General features: G+C 71.9%; 18 protein-coding genes. 5 read left to right on the top strand and 13 right to left on the bottom strand.

Annotated elements, in window-relative coordinates; translation table 11 throughout:
* Positions 1 to 6: 6 nt before the first annotated feature.
* From AC1D29_RS08920 to AC1D29_RS08965, 10 genes are all read right to left on the bottom strand, one after another.
* The gene (locus tag AC1D29_RS08920; RefSeq protein ID WP_477896314.1) at positions 7 to 1,068 is read right to left on the bottom strand and encodes a glycoside hydrolase family 88 protein; all 1,062 of its coding nucleotides are present in this window, start codon (positions 1,066 to 1,068) and stop codon (positions 7 to 9) included.
* A 1-nt stretch (position 1,069) separates the two neighbouring features.
* Positions 1,070 to 1,696 carry a tetratricopeptide repeat protein gene (locus AC1D29_RS08925; protein WP_477896316.1) on the bottom strand — a complete coding sequence of 209 codons (627 nt, stop codon included), beginning with the start codon at positions 1,694 to 1,696 and terminating at the stop codon, positions 1,070 to 1,072.
* Entirely contained in the window at positions 1,693 to 2,058 is a 366-nt protein-coding gene (locus AC1D29_RS08930; protein ID WP_477896318.1) for a cytochrome c-type biogenesis protein, read from the bottom strand. Before AC1D29_RS08930 ends, AC1D29_RS08925 begins: the two co-directional genes overlap by 4 nt.
* Complete coding sequence (locus tag AC1D29_RS08935; RefSeq protein WP_477896320.1) at positions 2,051 to 2,575, bottom strand: DsbE family thiol:disulfide interchange protein; 525 nt, start codon at positions 2,573 to 2,575, stop codon at positions 2,051 to 2,053. Before AC1D29_RS08935 ends, AC1D29_RS08930 begins: the two co-directional genes overlap by 8 nt.
* Positions 2,572 to 4,524 carry a heme lyase CcmF/NrfE family subunit gene (locus AC1D29_RS08940; RefSeq protein ID WP_477896322.1) on the bottom strand — a complete coding sequence of 651 codons (1,953 nt, stop codon included), beginning with the start codon at positions 4,522 to 4,524 and terminating at the stop codon, positions 2,572 to 2,574. The genes AC1D29_RS08935 and AC1D29_RS08940 overlap by 4 nt, the downstream gene beginning before the upstream one ends.
* On the bottom strand, positions 4,521 to 4,940 hold the full coding sequence (gene ccmE, locus AC1D29_RS08945; RefSeq protein ID WP_477896324.1) for a cytochrome c maturation protein CcmE: 420 nt from the start codon (positions 4,938 to 4,940) through the stop codon (positions 4,521 to 4,523). The genes AC1D29_RS08940 and ccmE overlap by 4 nt, the downstream gene beginning before the upstream one ends.
* A 103-nt stretch (positions 4,941 to 5,043) precedes the next feature.
* Positions 5,044 to 5,796 (bottom strand): heme ABC transporter permease CcmC, encoded by a 753-nt coding sequence (gene ccmC, locus AC1D29_RS08950; RefSeq protein ID WP_477896326.1) that lies wholly within the window; start codon positions 5,794 to 5,796, stop codon positions 5,044 to 5,046.
* Positions 5,796 to 6,458: a heme exporter protein CcmB gene (gene ccmB, locus AC1D29_RS08955; RefSeq protein ID WP_477896328.1), complete on the bottom strand. Its 663-nt coding sequence runs from the start codon at positions 6,456 to 6,458 to the stop codon at positions 5,796 to 5,798. Before ccmB ends, ccmC begins: the two co-directional genes overlap by 1 nt.
* Positions 6,458 to 7,078 carry a heme ABC exporter ATP-binding protein CcmA gene (gene ccmA / locus AC1D29_RS08960; protein WP_477896330.1) on the bottom strand — a complete coding sequence of 207 codons (621 nt, stop codon included), beginning with the start codon at positions 7,076 to 7,078 and terminating at the stop codon, positions 6,458 to 6,460. Before ccmA ends, ccmB begins: the two co-directional genes overlap by 1 nt.
* Positions 7,079 to 7,136: 58 nt before the next feature.
* Positions 7,137 to 8,294 (bottom strand): DUF6081 family protein, encoded by a 1,158-nt coding sequence (locus tag AC1D29_RS08965; protein WP_477896332.1) that lies wholly within the window; start codon positions 8,292 to 8,294, stop codon positions 7,137 to 7,139.
* Between the two features lie 187 nt (positions 8,295 to 8,481).
* Between AC1D29_RS08965 and AC1D29_RS08970 the strand changes: the two genes are divergently transcribed.
* Positions 8,482 to 9,537, top strand: coding sequence for a DUF3500 domain-containing protein (locus tag AC1D29_RS08970; protein WP_477896334.1), 1,056 nt, complete (start codon positions 8,482 to 8,484; stop codon positions 9,535 to 9,537).
* Here the strand turns inward: AC1D29_RS08970 and AC1D29_RS08975 are convergent.
* From AC1D29_RS08975 to AC1D29_RS08985, 3 genes are all read right to left on the bottom strand, one after another.
* A complete protein-coding gene (locus AC1D29_RS08975; protein ID WP_477896336.1) occupies positions 9,524 to 10,525 on the bottom strand; it encodes an NADP-dependent oxidoreductase in 1,002 nt (333 codons plus the stop codon). The two genes, AC1D29_RS08970 and AC1D29_RS08975, sit on opposite strands and share 14 nt — an antisense overlap.
* Positions 10,522 to 11,358 carry an oxidoreductase gene (locus AC1D29_RS08980; protein WP_477896338.1) on the bottom strand — a complete coding sequence of 279 codons (837 nt, stop codon included), beginning with the start codon at positions 11,356 to 11,358 and terminating at the stop codon, positions 10,522 to 10,524. Before AC1D29_RS08980 ends, AC1D29_RS08975 begins: the two co-directional genes overlap by 4 nt.
* 154 nt (positions 11,359 to 11,512) lie before the next feature.
* On the bottom strand, positions 11,513 to 12,118 hold the full coding sequence (locus AC1D29_RS08985) for a TetR/AcrR family transcriptional regulator (RefSeq protein ID WP_477896340.1): 606 nt from the start codon (positions 12,116 to 12,118) through the stop codon (positions 11,513 to 11,515).
* A 142-nt stretch (positions 12,119 to 12,260) separates the two neighbouring features.
* Between AC1D29_RS08985 and AC1D29_RS08990 the strand changes: the two genes are divergently transcribed.
* The 4 genes from AC1D29_RS08990 to epsC all read left to right on the top strand — a co-directional run bounded on the left by AC1D29_RS08990 (position 12,261) and on the right by epsC (position 16,359).
* Positions 12,261 to 13,568 (top strand): O-acetylhomoserine aminocarboxypropyltransferase/cysteine synthase family protein, encoded by a 1,308-nt coding sequence (locus AC1D29_RS08990; protein ID WP_477896342.1) that lies wholly within the window; start codon positions 12,261 to 12,263, stop codon positions 13,566 to 13,568.
* Between the two features lie 198 nt (positions 13,569 to 13,766).
* Positions 13,767 to 14,777 (top strand): isopenicillin N synthase family dioxygenase, encoded by a 1,011-nt coding sequence (locus AC1D29_RS08995; protein ID WP_477896344.1) that lies wholly within the window; start codon positions 13,767 to 13,769, stop codon positions 14,775 to 14,777.
* Positions 14,778 to 14,876: 99 nt separating this feature from the next.
* Positions 14,877 to 15,350: a rhodanese-like domain-containing protein gene (locus AC1D29_RS09000; RefSeq protein ID WP_477896346.1), complete on the top strand. Its 474-nt coding sequence runs from the start codon at positions 14,877 to 14,879 to the stop codon at positions 15,348 to 15,350.
* Positions 15,351 to 15,426: 76 nt separating this feature from the next.
* Positions 15,427 to 16,359: a serine O-acetyltransferase EpsC gene (gene epsC / locus AC1D29_RS09005; RefSeq protein ID WP_477896348.1), complete on the top strand. Its 933-nt coding sequence runs from the start codon at positions 15,427 to 15,429 to the stop codon at positions 16,357 to 16,359.
* Positions 16,360 to 16,392 lie beyond the last annotated feature (33 nt).

The raw sequence follows: 16,392 nt of genomic DNA on the forward strand, positions 1-16,392 counted from the left end.
ACCGACTCAGCCCGGCGGCATCGCCAGTCTGACCGCGGCCTGCAGCACCATCGCCGCAGCCCGGTCGTCGCGCCCGCGCAGGATGGGACGCTGCAGATAGAACGCCAGCGTCGGTCCGGCCGGCGTGCTGGCGCAGACGTCGGTGAACAAGCCTGCGGCGGCGTCGACGCGGCTCTGCACGGCCGTCCAGGCTGGTGCAATGGCCGCGTCGGCCAGGCCGGCAGGCAGCCAGCCGCGCGAGCGGGCCAGCGTCAGCGCATTCAGCGCCATCGCGGTCACGGTCAGCTCGGCGGGCGCCGCGGGCTGATCCAGCACCTGCCGCCACGCGCCGTCCGCACCCTGCCGCGCCAGCAGCGCATGCAGATGAGCCTGCAGCCGTTGCAGCAACTGCGCAGCGACGGGCGAGGCTTGTGGGGGCAGTAGGCCTGCCAGCGCCTGCGCGAGGGCCAGCGCCGCAAATCCGTTGCCGCGGCCCCAGGCGACCGGCGAGCCGTCGGCGTGGTGGAACAGGCCGTCGGGCCGCTGCAAGGTCTCGGCGTGCGCCAGCAGCGCGGCGCCCAGCGCCTCGGCGGCGCGCTGCCGGTCGGCGGCGGGCAGCAGCGGCCCTGCGCGGTCCAGCAGCAGCGTGGCCATGAACATGTCATCGGTCCAGCGGCGCAGGCCGGTCAGGCGCGGGCCTTCGGGCGTGTCCGTGATGACGGCGGCGACAGCCTGCCGCGCGAGTTCGCGTGAGGCTGCGTCGCCCTCGGCGGTGGCGGCATCGGCAAACGCCGCATAGCCGGCGCGCTGCGGCCAGTCGGCTGGCACGGCGGTGCCGCTGGCCACCTGGCGCAGCGCCAGCAGCGCCTGCTGGCTGCGCGCGGGCAGCGCCCCGGTGGGCGAGAGGCGGCGCTGGGCCTGCCAGATCAGTGCGCTGACATAGCCCAGCGGGGCGTTGACCGGGTCGTGCGCTGAAAGGATTTGCGCGACCTGCAGCGCCGGGCTGGCAAGGCCGCCATCCACAGCCGCCGCGGCGGCGAGCCGAGGCGAGGCCAGAGCCATCAGCAGCGTGTCACGGCGCGTGGGCATCTCAGCGCGGTTGCAGCCTGGCGATGCTGTCGCGCAGCGATGCGGCGATGTCGCTGTCCTCGGGCACCTGGACCAGCGCGCGGCGCCAGTAGCCGCCGGCGGCCGCGGCGTCGCCGCGTTCGACGGCCGCACTGCCCAGCAGGGCCAGCGTGGGCACGTGGCGCGGGTCGAGCCTGAGCGCGCGTTGCAGCAGCGCCTCGGGCTCGCCGTTCAACCCCTCGCCCCGCACCAGGGCCAGCGTGACGGCATGCTGGCTTAGCGGCTGCGGATCGTCGGGGCGCAGGCGTTCCAGCTGTCCGTAGGCGGGCAGCGCGTCCTGCGGGCGGCCCAGCTGCTCGTAGGCGCGGGCCAGCAGCGCCCAGCCGTCGGCGTCGTCAGGCGTGCGCTGCAGGCGGTCCGCCAGGCGCTGCACCATCTGCTGCACGGGGTTCGTCGGTGGCGGTGCGGCGATGGCGTCGGGGCGACCCAGCTGGGCGTAGAGCGCGCCGGCTGCCAGCGGCAAGGCCAGGCCCAGCGCCGCGGCCGTGCGCCATGCGCGCGGGGCACTGTTGCCGCCCAGCAGCGCGGGCGCGAGTGGCAGCAGCGCGGCCAGCGTCAACGCGGCCGCGGCGAGCAGGAACAGGTTCATGGTGGCCCCCCGCGCTGCCGGCCGTGGCGCAGGTAGACCAGCAGGCCGACGGCCAGCAGCGCCAGCGGCCCGAACCACAGCGGCGCGGTGCCGGCATGCAGCGCGGGGCGGTACAGCACCTGCTCGCCGTAGCGCTGCACGAGCTCGGCGCGCAGCTCGTCCTCGCTGCGGCCGGCGGCCAGGCCTTGGCGCAGGTGGCGCTTCATGTCGACGGCCAGCGGCGCATTGGACTCGGCCACGCTCTGGCTCTGGCAGACGACACAGCGCAGCTCCTGCGCCAGGCGCTCGACGCGCTCGTCCAGGCTGTCGGCCTGCGCGGTGAGCGCGGCGGCCAGGCAGGTCGCGGCGATGAGGCTACGCACGCTTCAACCTTTCGATCAGCGGCAGCAGGCGCTTGTTCAAGTCGTCCGCCGTCACCGGCCCCGTGTGGCGCAGGCGCACGACGCCGCGGCGGTCAATGACGAAGGTCTCGGGCACGCCCGTGACGCCCCAGGCCAGGCTGCCCTTGCCCTCGGGGTCGCGCCAGGTCAGCGCGTAGGGGTTGCCGTGGCGCTTCAGGAAGGCCAGCCCCAGCTCGGGCGTGTCGCGGTAGTCCAGCCCGACGACGCGCACGCCGCTCTGCTGCGCCAGTTCGCCCAGCACCGGCAGCTCCGCGCGGCAGGGCGCGCACCAGGACGCGAACACGTTCAGCACCCAGACCTGCCCTTGCAGCGGCTCGGCCGTGCCGTCCAGGCGCTCGAGATCCAGCGTGGGCGCGGGCTTGCCGATCAGCGGCGACGGGGTCTCGGCCTGCGCGTCGCGCTGCAGGCCGCGCGCGAGCAGCGCGACCAGCGCGACGGTGGCCAGCAGGGGCAGGAGGGCGGCGAGACGCAGCTTCATGGCGTGGACAGCGTGGGGACGATGAGGGGCGACGAAGGCTCGTCGGCGACGGCTGCCGCGCGCGGGCGGCGGCGGTGGGCCAGCGCGCCCCACAGGCCACCGGCGGCCATCAGCAGCGCGCCTGCCCACACCCAGGCCATGAAGGGCTTGATCTGCACGCGCAGCGCCCAGCGGCCGTCGGCATCGGCCTCGCCGAGGCTCACGTAGACGTCGCGCCACGGGCTGCGTGCGATGGCCGCCTCCGTCATCGCCACCTGGCGGCGGCCGTAGACGCGCTTCTCGGGCGAGAGCTGCAGCGGCTTGCCGCCCACCTGCCAGGTCAGTGACGCCCGCGCGGCCTGGTAGTTGGGGCCGGGCGCGGCCTCCAGCTTGTCGAAGCGCAGCACATGGTCGGCGACGACGGCCTGCTCGCCGGGCGCCAGCTGCAGGTCATGCGCCTGCTCCAAGCTGCGCACCAGCGTCACGCCCAGCACGAAGACGGCGATGCCGCCATGCGCCAGCCACAGCGGCAGGCCTTGTCGCCAGGCTGCGCGCTGGCGCCAGGCCAGCGACAGCGTGCCGCCCAGCGCCCACAGGCCGGTGGCGACACCGGCGGCCAGCCACAGCGAGCTTTGCAGCGCGAACGCCAGCACCGCCGCACTGGCCAGTGCCGCCAGCGCCAGCGGCAGCAGCGGCCTGACGGCGCCCAGCGCCACGGCCAGACCGCCGCGCCAGCGCGCCAGCGGCCCGACGACCAACAGCGCCACCAGCGGCAGCATCAGGGGCGGGAAGACGGTGTCGAAGTAGGGCGCGCCGACCGACAGCTTGGTGCCACTGATGACCTCGGCCGCCAGCGGGTACAGCGTGCCCAGCAGCACAGTGCCGGTGGCCGTGGCCAGCAGCAGGTTGTTCAGCAGCAGCAGCGATTCGCGCGAGCCCAAGGCGTAGCCCTCGGCCGCGGGCAAGCGCCCGACGCGCAGCGCATACAGCGCCAGCGACCCGCCCACGGCCATGGCCAGCAGCGCCAGGATGAACAGGCCGCGTGCGGGGTCGCTCGCGAACGCGTGGACCGAGCTGACCACGCCCGAGCGCACGAGGAAGGTGCCCAGCAGAGACAGCGCGAAGGCGAGCAGCGCCAGCAGCAGGCTCCAGCGCAGGAAGCCCGGCCGCTTGTCGGCAACGGCCAGCGAGTGGATCAGCGCGGTGCCCAGCAGCCAGGGCATGAAGGCGGCGTTCTCGACCGCGTCCCAGAACCAGAAGCCGCCCCAGCCCAGCTCGTAGTAGGCCCAGAAGCTGCCCAGCAGGATGCCGGCCGTCAGCGCCGACCACGCGCCCAGGACCCAGGGCCGCGCCCAGCGCGTCCAGCGCGTGTCGGGCTCATCGTCCAGCAGTGCGGCGACGGCGAACGCAAAGCCCACCGCGAAGCCGACATAGCCCATGTAGAGCAGCGGCGGGTGGGCGGCCATGCCCGGGTCTTGCAGCAGCGGGTTCAGGTCGCGCCCATCGGCCGGCGCCGGCAGCAGGCGCGCGAACGGGTTGGACGTGAACGCGATGAAGGCGATGAAGCCCGCGGCCACCGCGCCCAGCACGGCCTGCACGCGCGCGGCAAACGCCGCCGGCAACGCGCGCCCGCGCCAGGCCACGGTCGCGCCCCAGGCCGACAGCATCCACACCCACAGCAGCAGCGAGCCCTCGTGGCCGCCCCAGGCGGCCGTGATGCGATAGCCCAGCGGCAGCTCGCGGCTGGCATGCCCGGTGACGTAGGCGACCGAGGTGTCGAGCTGGATGAAGCTGGCCACCAGCGCGGCAAAGGAGAAGCTGAGCAGCGCAAAGCCCAGGCCAGCCAGCGGCCGTGCCAGCGCGATCCAGCGTGCGTGGCCCGCGTGGGCACCCCACAGCGGCAGCAAGGTCTGCGCGACGGCGAACGCCAGTGCGAGCAGCAGTGCGAAGTGGCCCAGCTCCGCCGTCATCGTGCCGATGCCTGCTTCAGCGCCGCCGCGGCCTCGGGCGGCATGTAGTTCTCGTCGTGCTTGGCCAGCACCTCGTCGGCGATGAACTGCAGGCCGGTCAGCCGCCCCTGCGCGACGACACCCTTGCCCTCGCGGAACAGGTCGGGCAGCGGGCCGCGGTAGTTGACGGCGACGTCGCGCGCACCGTCGGTGACCGTGAAGTGCAGGCCGCCGGCCTCGCGCCGCACCGAGCCCGGCGCGACCAGGCCGCCCAGGCGAAAGCGCGTGCCCGCCGGTGCCTCGCCGCGCGCGATCTCGCTGGGCGTGACGAAGAAGACGAGGTTCTGCCGGAAGGCCTGCAGCGCCAGCCCGCCGGCGACGGCGAGCAGGGCCAGCATGGCCAGCAGGCCGAGCAGGCGCTGATGGCGCGGCTTCATCGCCCGGCCCGCCTGCGCAGCGACCACAGTTCGACGGCGATGCCGATGGCCACGGCCGCCAGCGAGGCCCAGACGAAGGGCGCCTGCTCACCAAAGAGACCGTTCATGCCAGGCTCCCCAGCGGGCTGGGCCAGCGCGCTTGCGCCTCGATGCGCGCCTGCAGCATCAGCCGCGCGCGCGTCAGCACGGCGGCCGCGGCATAGGCCCAGAAGCCCACGGTGGCCAGCAGCAGGCCGGCCAGCATCTCCGGTGCGATCTGGCTGCCGCGCGCCGTGATGGACGCGCCCTGGTGCAGCGTGTTCCACCAGCTGACCGAGAAGTACAGCACCGGCAGGTTGAGCGCGCCGATGAGGGCCAGCAGCGCGCCGGCCTGGTCGCCGCGCTGGGGGTCGTCGGGCGTGTCCACGGCGGCCGTCAGCGCGATGAAGCCGACGTACAGCAGCGCCAGCAGCAGCGCCGACGTCAGGCGCGCATCCCACACCCACCAGGTGCCCCAGGTGGGCCGGCCCCACAGCGAACCGGTCAGCAGCGTCAGCACCGCGAACAGCGCGCCGGTGGGCGCCAGCGCGCGCAGCAGCACGAAGGCCACGCGCGTCTTCCAGGCCAGGCCCCACAGCGCCCAGAAGGCCATCGCGGCGTAGCAGACCATCGCGATCCACGCGGCCGGCACGTGCACGTAGAGGATGCGGTAGGCCTCGCCCTGCTGGGCGTCGGTCGGCGCGATGAACAGGCCCAGCACCAGGCCGGCCGCGATGCCGACGGCGGCCAGCCCCCACAGCGCGGGCAGCAGCCGCGCGATCAGCGGCAGGAAGTGGGCGGGGCTGGCGTAGCGCCAGAGGGGGTGTGGAGTCGTCATCAGTCGAGCATCAAGGAGAGGGCGGCCGAGGTGGCCCAGGGGGCGAGCGCCAGCAGCACGGCCAGCCAGGCGCCCAGCAGCAGCAGCGCGGCCTGCGCGTTGGCGCCGCCGTTGGCCGCCGCCGTGCCGAAGACGAGGATGGGCACGTCCAGCGGCAGCAGCAGCAGTGCCAGCAGCCCTGCGCCGGCGCGCGCGTGCAGCACCAGCGCCGCGCCCAGGCCGCCGATCAGCGCGAGGGCCGGCGTGCCCAGCAGCAGGCTCAGGGCCAGCCGCGCCGGCTCCTCGACGCCGAAGGCCAGCGCCAGCATGGGCGCCAGCAGCACCAGCGGCAGGCTGCTCAAGCCCCAGTGCACGGCCAGCTTGAGCGCCACGGCCAGCGGCCGCGGCAGCGGTGCCAGCCACCATTGCTCCAGGCTGCCGTCGGCCAGGTCGGCTGCGAACAGGCGGGGCAGCGACAACAGGCTGGCCAGCAGTGCCGCGATCCACAGCAGGCCCGGCGCGACCTCGCGCAGCCGTGCCGGCTCGGGCCCCAGGCCCAGCGGGAACATCACCGCCACGCCGACGACGAAGCCCAGCGGCGTCAGCCACTCGGCCGGCTGCCGCAAGGTGCTGGCCCACTCCCGCCGCGCGAGTGCTGCGGCGGCCTGCAAGGTCGGGCCCATCAAGGCCTCCCGAGCGACAGCGTGCGAACGGGCCACTTCAGCGGCAAGGCCTGGTGGCTGGTGAAGACGGCGCTGCCGCCCTCGTCGGCATGCCGGTCCAGGCGCTGCGCGAGGCGGTCGGCCATGGCGGCGTCCAACGCCGCCAGCGGCTCGTCCAGCACCCACAGCGGCGCCACCTGCGGCAGCCACAGCTGCGCCAGCGCGGCACGGCGGCGCTGGCCTTCGGACAGCAGCGCCTGGCGCAGGCCTGCGGCGTCTTCCAGGCCCACGGGCGCGAGCGCGGCCAGGGCCTCGCCTTCGGTACAGGGTCGCCCGCTGAGCGCGGCGCTGCTGCGCAACTGCTCGATGACCGACAGCACGTCCTTCAGCCCGGGCCGGTGGCCGATGTAGAGCAGTTCGCGCTCGACATGCACGCGGCCGGCACGCGGCGCGCTGAGGCCACTGATCAGGCGCAGCAGGCTGGTCTTGCCGCTGCCGTTGGCGCCTTGCACCCACAGCAGCTGGCCGGGGTGCAGGGCCAGGTCCAGCCCGTCGAACAGCGGCCGGCCGCCACGCGACTGGCCCAGGCGCTGCAGGATCAGCGTGGGCGTGGTGGTGGAGAAGGCCGGCGTGGTGGACATGCCGGCACTCTAGGCAGCGGCCTCACGGCCGCCAACGAAGCAAAACGAGTGAGCTTCTTCAGTTGGCGGCTGAGCCTGCGGCCCGGCGTCGTGCCGCGACGCCGACCAGCGCCAGCCCCCCCACCAGCAGTGCCCAGCTCGACGGCTCCGGCACCGCCGTCACCGTGAAGTTGTCGAAGGTGGCGTCCATGCCCTGGCCGAACAGTCGCTCCGACAGCGGGATGGACACGGCCAGGTCGGGCCGGTCGGGGTGCTGGAAGGGGTAGGCGTCGAGCAGGCTGAACAGGCCGTGGCCGATGGTCAGGTTGCGGATCTTGCCGGCCAGCGCCTCGCCAGGGCCGTAGGACGGGTAGACGCCCGACCAGGCCACGCCCTGCTGGTCCAGCGGGATGCCGACGTTGTCGACCTTCGAGACGAGCGTGCCGTCCATGAAGTAGCTGACGCTGCCCGCATCGCTGTAGGTGATGGACACCTCGTGCGGGCCGGCGCCGATGGGCACCTGCTTGATGATCTGCGTGTACATCTTGCCGATGCCCACATAGCCCGGGTCGCCGGGCAGCAGCGTGGGGTTGGTGACGGCCGAGGGCAGCCGCTCGATCAGCGTGAACGCGGTGGAGCCCGACACGAACCAGTCGAACAGCTGGCCCGTGGAGAAGTCGATCATGTTCATGACCGCACCGGCCTGCTGGCCTTCGAGCGCCATCGCTGAATAGGGAAGGCCGCTCTGGATGTAGTTGCCGCTGATGACGCGGCCGGCGGCCTGCGTGTTGTGGGCCGTGGCGCTGATGGTGGACGAGAAGGTCAGCGCGCCGCCGGTCGGCACGGCGAAGGTCTGCGCGCTGGTGGCGATGTACTTCAGGTGGTCGTAGACGCTGAAGTCGAAGCCGGTCTGGAAGACGGGCGCCTTGATGGCGAAGTTGCCGGCGGAGAAGTCGCGCGTGTCGGCGAGGGCCATCTCACCCAGGCCGTAGGGGTTGACCCATTTGGCGTTGTAGTCGGCGAGCGAGTAGCCGGGCTTGTTGAAGGCGTCGTACACGGCGGTGTCCGCGGTCGCGGGGCCGTGGGCCGCCGCGAGCCCGGCCGCCAGCGCGAGTGCCGTGAAACCGAAGCGCGCGCCGGGCCGGATGGTCGTCGTCGGATCGAGTCGATGCATGTCAATTGCCCCTTGGTTGAGTTCCCCGCCTGCATTGGCCGGTCGCTCGGCGGGGCCTGACATCCCCGGGGCGGCGACTTGTTGTGCGGTCGATGCTACGGCTGGGGTGAAGGGCGGCTCTAAGGCTTTCACTAGCTGGGGCGCGCGGGTCCGTCCGATTGAGGACGGCACCCCCCTGTCCGTTCAGCGTCCCATGCGCGCGGGCCTTGCGGTATGTTTGCCTTCCCTTGGTGCGCCACCACGAGACCGCATGAACACCCGCCGTGCGCTGCTTGCCCTGTCCGCCCTCTGTGCCCTGCTCGCGCTGCCTGCCCTGCATGCGCAGACGCCATCCGCCACGCAGGCGGCGGTGCGGCTGATCCAGGCCACGCCGCCCGCGCAGCGCGCCCAGCTGCTGCTGCCGTTCACCGATGCGGCACGCAGCGACTGGCACTACACACCGCGCCGCCGCGACGGCATCGCCTGGAAGGCCATGTCCGCGGCCCAGCGCGAGGCGACGACCGCGCTGCTGCGCACGGCGCTGAACGAGCGCGGCCTGGACAAGGTGCGCGCGGTCATGGCGTTGGAGATCACGCTGCGGCAGCTGGAGTCGTCCGGCCCGTCGCGCGACGCCGAGAACTACGCGGTGGCCGTCTACGGCCAGCCCGGCGTCGGTGGCTGGGGCTGGCGCATCGAGGGCCACCACCTGTCGCTGCATTTCAGCCTGGACGGCGACCGCCATGTGGCCACGCTGCCGCAGTTCTTCGGCGCCAACCCGGCCGTGGTGCCGCGCGACGTGGGCGGCGGCGCGCCGCGCGAGGGTTTCCGGCTGCTGGGCAGCGAGGAGGACCTGGCGCGCCAGTGGCTGGCCAGCCTCAGCCCCGCGCAGCGGGCGCGCGCGGTCTTTGACACACGGCCGTTCGGCGACATCGTCAGCGGCAACGCGGCGCGCGCCAGGCCGCCGGAGGCAGCGGGCTTGCCGTTCGCCGACATGGATGCCGCGCAGCAGGCCCAGGTGCTGAAGCTGATCGGCGCCTTCGCGGACCACCTGCAGCCCGAACTCGCGCAGGCGCGGCTGACCCGCGTGCAGGCGGCGCCGCTGGACGCCATCCGCGTCGGCTGGGCCGGCTCCACGCAGCCGCGCCAGCCGCACTACTTTCGCATCCAGGGCGCCGGCTTCCTCATCGAGTTCGACAACTCCGATGGCAACCACGTCCATTCGGTGTGGCGCGACTTCGATGGCGACTTCGGTCGCGACGTGCTGGGCGAGCACTACCGCCAGGCCGAGGGTGGCGGTCACCGCCACCGGCCGGCTAACGCACCTTGACCACCACCTTGCCCTTGGCCCGGCCCGTCTCGACATGGGCCAGCGCCTCGTTGGTCGACGCGAACGGAAACACGCGGTCCACGACGGGGCGGATGGCGCCGGCGTCGATCAGCGCGGTGATCTCGCCCAGCTGCTGCCCGCTGGCGCGCATGAAGAGGAACGCATAGTTCAAGCCGAGGCGGGTCGCCGTCCTTCTGACCTTGGCGCTCAGCAGCCGGACGACGAGCTTCACGAACCAGGGCGCGGCGATGCCCTTGGCGAAGGCGGGATCGGGCGGGCCGGAGATCGAGATCAGCGTGCCGCCGGGCTTGAGCACGCGCAGCGACTTCTCCAGCGCCCCGGCGTCCTGGCTGTGCAGCACCACGTCGTAGCCGTGCAGCAGCTTCTCGAAGTCGTCGGTCCGGTAGTCGATGACGACGTCGGCGCCCAGCCGCTTCACCAGCTCGGTATTGGCGCTGCTCGTCGTCGTGGCGACGATGGCCCCGATGTGCTTGGCCAGCTGGATGGCAAAGCTGCCGACGCCGCCCGAGCCGGCCTGGATGAAGACCTTCTGCCCCTTCTTCAGCTGCGCCTTCTCGACGAGGGCCTGCCAAGCGGTCAGCCCCACCAGCGGGATGGAGGCCGCCTCTTCCATGCTGAGGGCCTTCGGCTTGAGGGCGAGCGACGCCTCCTTGACCGCGACGGCCTCGGCGAACGTGCCGATGCGGAAGTCGTCCGGCCGGGCATAGACCTCTTCGCCCGGCTTGAATTGCCGCACGCGAGAGCCGACCCGGGTCACGACACCGGCCACGTCATGGCCCAGCACCAGGGGCAGGCGGTAGGGCAGGATCAGCTTGAACTCGCCGTTCCTGATCTTGACATCCAGCAGGTTCACGCTGGCGGCATGGACCTGCACGAGCACCTCGTCATCGCGCAAGGTCGGCTCGGGCATCTCTGCCGACCGCAGTGCACGGTTCTTGCCGTAGCTGTCGAGGAGAAATGCTTTCATGATGGGCTCGCCAACGATACCGCGTCGAGTTGCAGATCGCGCCGAATCCCGGCGTCCACCAGGCTGGCAGGCGCGAACCTGCGCAGCCATCGCAGGCGGCTCGCGAGCCCGCCCGCCGTGTAGCGGAGTTGGGGTTGCATGGCGCTGGCAGCCTTCAGCACGACGTCGGCCACGACGCCCGGCTGGTCCGCAGTCGCCATCACGGCCTTGACTCTCTCGCTCACGGCGGCGCGAGCCTCGCGGTACTCGTCGAGCATGGCGTCGGGCGCCAGGAAGTTCGCGTCGAAAGGCGTCTTGGTGTAGGCGGGTTCGACGACCGAGACCCGGATGCCCCGGGTGCGCAGCTCGTGGTCGAGCGACTCGGAATAGCCTTCGATCGCGTGCTTGGTGGCGGCGTAGAGCGCGCCGTAGGGCATGGGCAGGAAGCCCAGCACCGAGCCGATATTGATGATGCGACCGCTCTGGCGGCGGCGCATGTGCGGCACGACGGCCCGGGTCATGCGGACGATGCCGAAGAAGTTGGTGTCGAAGATGGCCTGGGCCTGCGCCATGGAGCTTTCCTCCGCGCCGGCCGGGGCGACGCCGAAGCCGGCGTTGTTGACGAGCAGATCGATGCGGCCTTCCCGCTCGATGACCTGCTGCACGGCGGCCTTCACGGAGTCTTCCAGCGTCACATCCAGCGCCAGCATCTCGAACGCACGCGGCTCCGCCTGGCGGCCCTGGCGACTGGTGCCGTAGACGCTGTAGCCTGCTTTCGCGAGCCGCTCGGCGGTCGCCTGGCCGATGCCTGAGGAGGCGCCCGTCACGAGGTCGACCTTGCTGTTCATGTTCATGGGGCTTCTCCGTCCGCGTGTGAGGTGAGTGAACTCGTCGGCTGACGCGGCGCGCAGCGAGTCCGGGTGATGCCGCGAGGGGCTCGGAAATAATTTGGCATGATGATCGTCATACTTAAAGGCGAGCGAAAAGCCGGCTGTCATCCGTGAGGGTTCAGCGGCCGGCGGGGATCAGTTGCTTCAACGCGGTTTCGCGCAGGCTGTCCGACAGCGCGGGCTCGTCCACGGCGCGCGCCAGCACCAGGGCGCCGACCATGGTGGCCATGGTCGCGAGCGCGCGTTCGTGGGCGGTGGGTCGGCCCCAGTCCGGCAACTGGCGCGCGATGAGGTCCACCATGGCCTTGATGTGCTGGGTGGTCACGCGGCGCACCTCGGGGGCCTGGCGCGACGTCTCCGAGCCGAGCGCGGCCAGTGGGCATCCCAGTTCCGCCTGCTCGACGTGGGCCTGGGAGAGGTAGGCGGTGAGCATGGTCGCCAGCGCCTGGTCGGGCGGCATGCGGGCCACGACGTCGGCTGCGGCGGCCGCCGATTCGGCGCAGGCCTGGCCAGCGGCTTCCGCCAGCATGGCCTCCCGGGAGGCGAAGTGTGCGTAGAAGGCGCCATGCGTCAGGCCGGCCTCCTTCATGATGTCGGCGACGCCCGTGCCGTCATAGCCACTGCGACGGATGGCCCGCGCGGCGGCGGACACGATGCGCTCGTGCGAGGCCTGCTTGGCGGCGGCCCTGGCGTTGGATGTCGTTGATCGCATGACGGTCATCATATTATATTTTGACTGCCGCTGTCGTGATGGATTCGGCACGCCGCCGACCGGCGCCTGCCCGCATGAGCTCATGCGCAAACCTCACTTCGCGCCGCGCCGGCATCCCCTTAGCCTGTCATGCCGCTTGACCGAGGAGAGCCCCATGACCCAGCCCGCAGCGCCTGCCTGGCGTTTTGAAACCGTCTCCGTCCATGGGGGCTACTCGCCCGAGCCGACGACCAAGGCCGTGGCCGTGCCCATCTACCAGACGGCCGCTTTCGCCTTCGACAGCGCGCAGCACGGCGCCGACCTGTTCGACCTCAAGGTGCCCGGCAACATCTACAGCCGCATCATGAATCCGACCAACGACGTGCTGGAAAAGCGCGTCGCTGCGCTCGAAGGCGGCATCGGCGCACTGGCCGTGGCATCGGGGCAGGCGGCCGTCACCTACGCCATCCTGACCATCGCCGAGGCGGGCGACAACATCGTCGCGTCCAGCGCGCTGTACGGCGGCACGTACAACCTGCTGGCCCACACGCTGCCGCAGTACGGCGTGCAGTCGCGCTTCGCGAACTACCGCCAGCCCGAGAGCTTCGCCGCGCTGATCGACGAGCGCACCAAGGCCGTCTTTGTCGAGTCGCTCGGCAATCCGCAGGGCAATGTCACCGACATCGAGAAGCTCGCCAGGATCGCGCACGACCACGGCGTGCCGCTGATCGTCGACAACACGGTGCCCACGCCCTACCTGAGCCGCCCCATCGAGCATGGCGCCGACATCGTCGTGCACTCGCTGACCAAATACCTGGGCGGCCACGGCACCAGCATCGGTGGGGCCATCGTCGACTCCGGCAAGTTCCCCTGGGCTCGACACAAGGCGCGCTTCAAGCGCCTGAACGAGCCCGACCCCAGCTATCACGGCGTGGTCTACACCGAGGCCCTCGGCCCGGCGGCCTACATTGGTCGTGCGCGCGTCGTGCCCCTGCGCAACACAGGTGCCGCGCTGTCGCCGTTCAACGCCTTCCTGATCCTGCAAGGCATAGAGACGCTGGCGCTGCGCGTGGACCGCATCAGCGACAACGCGCTGGCGCTGGCCCGGCACCTGCAACAGCATGCCAAGGTCAGCTGGGTCAACTACCCCGGGCTGGAGGACCACCCCGACCATGGCCTGGTGCGCAAATACCTGTCGGGCAAGGCCTCGGGCGTGCTGACCTTCGGCTTGAAGGGTGCGGCGGGCGAAGGCCGCGAGCGCGGCGCGCGCTTCCTCGATGCGCTGCAGCTGTTCACGCGCCTGGTCAACATCGGCGACGTGAAGTCGCTGGTCACGCACCCGGCGTCAACGACGCACCGGCAGCTGTCGCCCGCGGAGCTGGACAAGGCGGGCGTGTCCGAGGACAGCGTGCGGCTGTCGGTGGGCATCGAGCACATCGACGACCTGAAGGCCGACCTGGACCAGGCGCTGGCGGCCGCCTGAGCGTGGCGGTGGGCAGCTCATGGCATTTCGTCATGAGTTCAGTCGAAAACATGATTGGTTTCGCGGCCGTTCTGGCGCTAATGTCGTGCCTGTTCCTCTTGTCTCCTCCTCCCGCAAGGGTGGATTTCAACCCTTCGGGCGCCTGCCGGCCGAAGGGTTTTTTTCTGGCCCGCGCCTGAGCCGCGCGACGATGCCGCCATGTCTTCCTCCGCGCCACGCCTGCCCGTCATCGACATTGCGCCGCTGCGCGACCCGCTGGCCGGCGCGCCGGCGCTGCGGCATTACGTCGACGAGATCCGCCGTGCCTGCGTGGCCCACGGCTTCTTCTATGTGACCGGCCACGGCCTGCCCGAGGCGCTGACGGCCCGGCTGGACGCACTGGCGCGCGCCTTCTTCGCGCAACCTGAAAGCCTCAAGCTGAAAGTGCCGATGAGCGCCGGCGGCCGTGCCTGGCGCGGCTACTTCGGCGCCGGCGGCGAGCTGACCTCGGGCCGGCCGGACTGGAAGGAGGGCCTGTACCTGGGCAGCGAGCTGCCTGCCGATGACCCGCGCGTGCAGGCCGGCACGCCGCTGCACGGCCCCAACCTGTGGCCCGACGCGCCGCCGGGCCTGCGCGAGACGGTGCTGGCCTACCTCGACGCCGGTGCGGCCGTCTGCGCCGCCGTGCTGCGCGGCATTGCACTGAGCCTGGGCCAGCCGGGCGACTACTTCGAGCAGCGCTACACGCGCGACCCCTTGCTGCTGCTGCGCCTGTTCAACTACCCCAGCCGCCCGGCGCCCGACGACGCCGGCTGGGGCGTGGGGGAGCACACCGACTACGGCCTGCTGACGCTGCTCTACCAGGACAGCATCGGCGGGCTGGAGGTGCACACCCCCGAGGGCTGGGTCGATGCGCCGCCGTTGCCCGGGACCTTCGTGTGCAACCTGGGCGACATGCTGGACCGCATGACACGTGGCCTGTACCGCTCCACGCCGCACCGCGTGCGGCTGAACACGACCGGCCGCGACCGCATCTCGGTGCCGCTGTTCTTCGACCCCGACTTCTTCTCCACGCCCGCACCCATCGCAGGCCTGCCCGCGGCGCCCGACGACCGCGCGACGCGCTGGGACGGCGCCAGCGTGCACGCCTTCAGCGGCAGCTATGGCGACTACCTGCTGGGCAAGGTGGGCAAGGTCTTCCCGGACCTGGGCGCCGCCGTGCTGGGCTGAAGCGCCAAGCACGCGATCCGCATAACAGTTCGCGTTTTGCTTCGTTTGCCGCAGAACGCGGCAGGCCTAGCCTTGCTCGGTTTTCGCATGAGACCCGACATGAGTAACTCAGTTCTCGAAGAACCCGAAGCCCTGGCCCAGGCCCGTGAGGCCGCCCAGGCCACCGGCCTGCCGTTCGCGGGCGGCGTTGCGCCGCGTGAGGCCTGGGCGCTGGTCCAGGCCGGCCGCGCCGTGCTGGTGGATGTGCGCAGCGCCGAGGAGCGCCACTTCGTGGGCCATGTGCCTGGCAGCCTGCACGTGGCCTGGGCCACCGGCACGTCGCTGAACCGCAACCCGCGCTTCGCCAAGGAGCTGGACGCCAAGGTCGGCGCCAAGTCCGGCAACGAGCTGCCGGTGCTGCTGCTGTGCCGCAGCGGCAAGCGCTCGGCGCTGGCGGCCGAGGCGGCGACCAAGGCGGGCCTGGCCAACGTCTTCAATGTGCTGGAAGGCTTCGAGGGCGACAGTGACGACCACCAGCAGCGCGGCCATTTCAACGGCTGGCGCTTCCACAGCCTGCCGTGGGTGCAGGACTGATGGGCGCCGCGCAGGGCCGCCCCAAGCGAGCTCGCTCCCGCCTGGCGGGGCAGGCTGCCGGCCGAAGGGTGCAGCCATGAGCGCTGCTGACCCGGTCGACGACCTGTCGGCCATCGTCGCCGCGCTGCGCGGCGCACGCCGCCGCTGGCGCGAGGAGCACCGCCGCTGGGATGTGGGCGGGCGCGAGCTGCCGTCGCGCGAGCTGCTGGCGGCCTTCGTGCAGCAGCTGGCCGGCGCGTTGTTCCCGATGCGGCTGGGCCCGCCGGACCTGCAGCCCGAGGGCGAGGACTATTTCGTCGGCCACACGCTCGGTGTGGCGCTCGCGCGGCTGCGCCAGCAGGTGGCGTTGGAGCTGCGCCACGACGCCCGCCTGCGCGGTGTGGACGCGCCGCACGAGGCCACCGCGGCCGCGGTCGTCAGCGCCTTTGCGCGCCGCCTGCCCGCCGTGCGCGAGCTGCTGGACAGCGACGTCATCGCCGCCTTCCAGGGCGACCCGGCCGCGCGCAGCGTCGACGAGGTGCTGCTCTGCTACCCGGGCCTGCATGCGTTGATCAGCCACCGCCTGGCGCACGAGCTGTACCGCCTGGGCTTGCCGCTGATCGCCCGCGTGGTGGCCGAACTGGCCCATGCGCAGACCGGCATCGACATCCACCCTGGCGCGCAGATCGGCGCGGGTTGTTTCATTGACCACGGCACCGGCGTCGTCATCGGCGAGACGGCCGTGCTGGGCCGGCGCGTGCGCATCTATCAGAACGTCACGCTGGGCGCCAAGAGCATACCCACCGACGAGGCCGGCCACGCGCACAAGGGCCAACCGCGCCACCCCATCGTCGAGGACGACGTCGTCATCTACGCCGGCGCGACCGTGCTGGGCCGCATCACCATCGGCCGCGGCTCGGTCATCGGCGGCAATGTCTGGCTGACACGCAGCCTGCCGCCGGAGAGCCGCATTTCCCAGGCCGCCTCGCAAGCCGACCCGAACTCAGCCTTCCAGGCGCTGAGCGCCTGAGCACTTCACCACCCACCCACCGCCCCCAGGAGC

This window comes from Roseateles sp. P1_C6 (assembly GCF_056406315.1).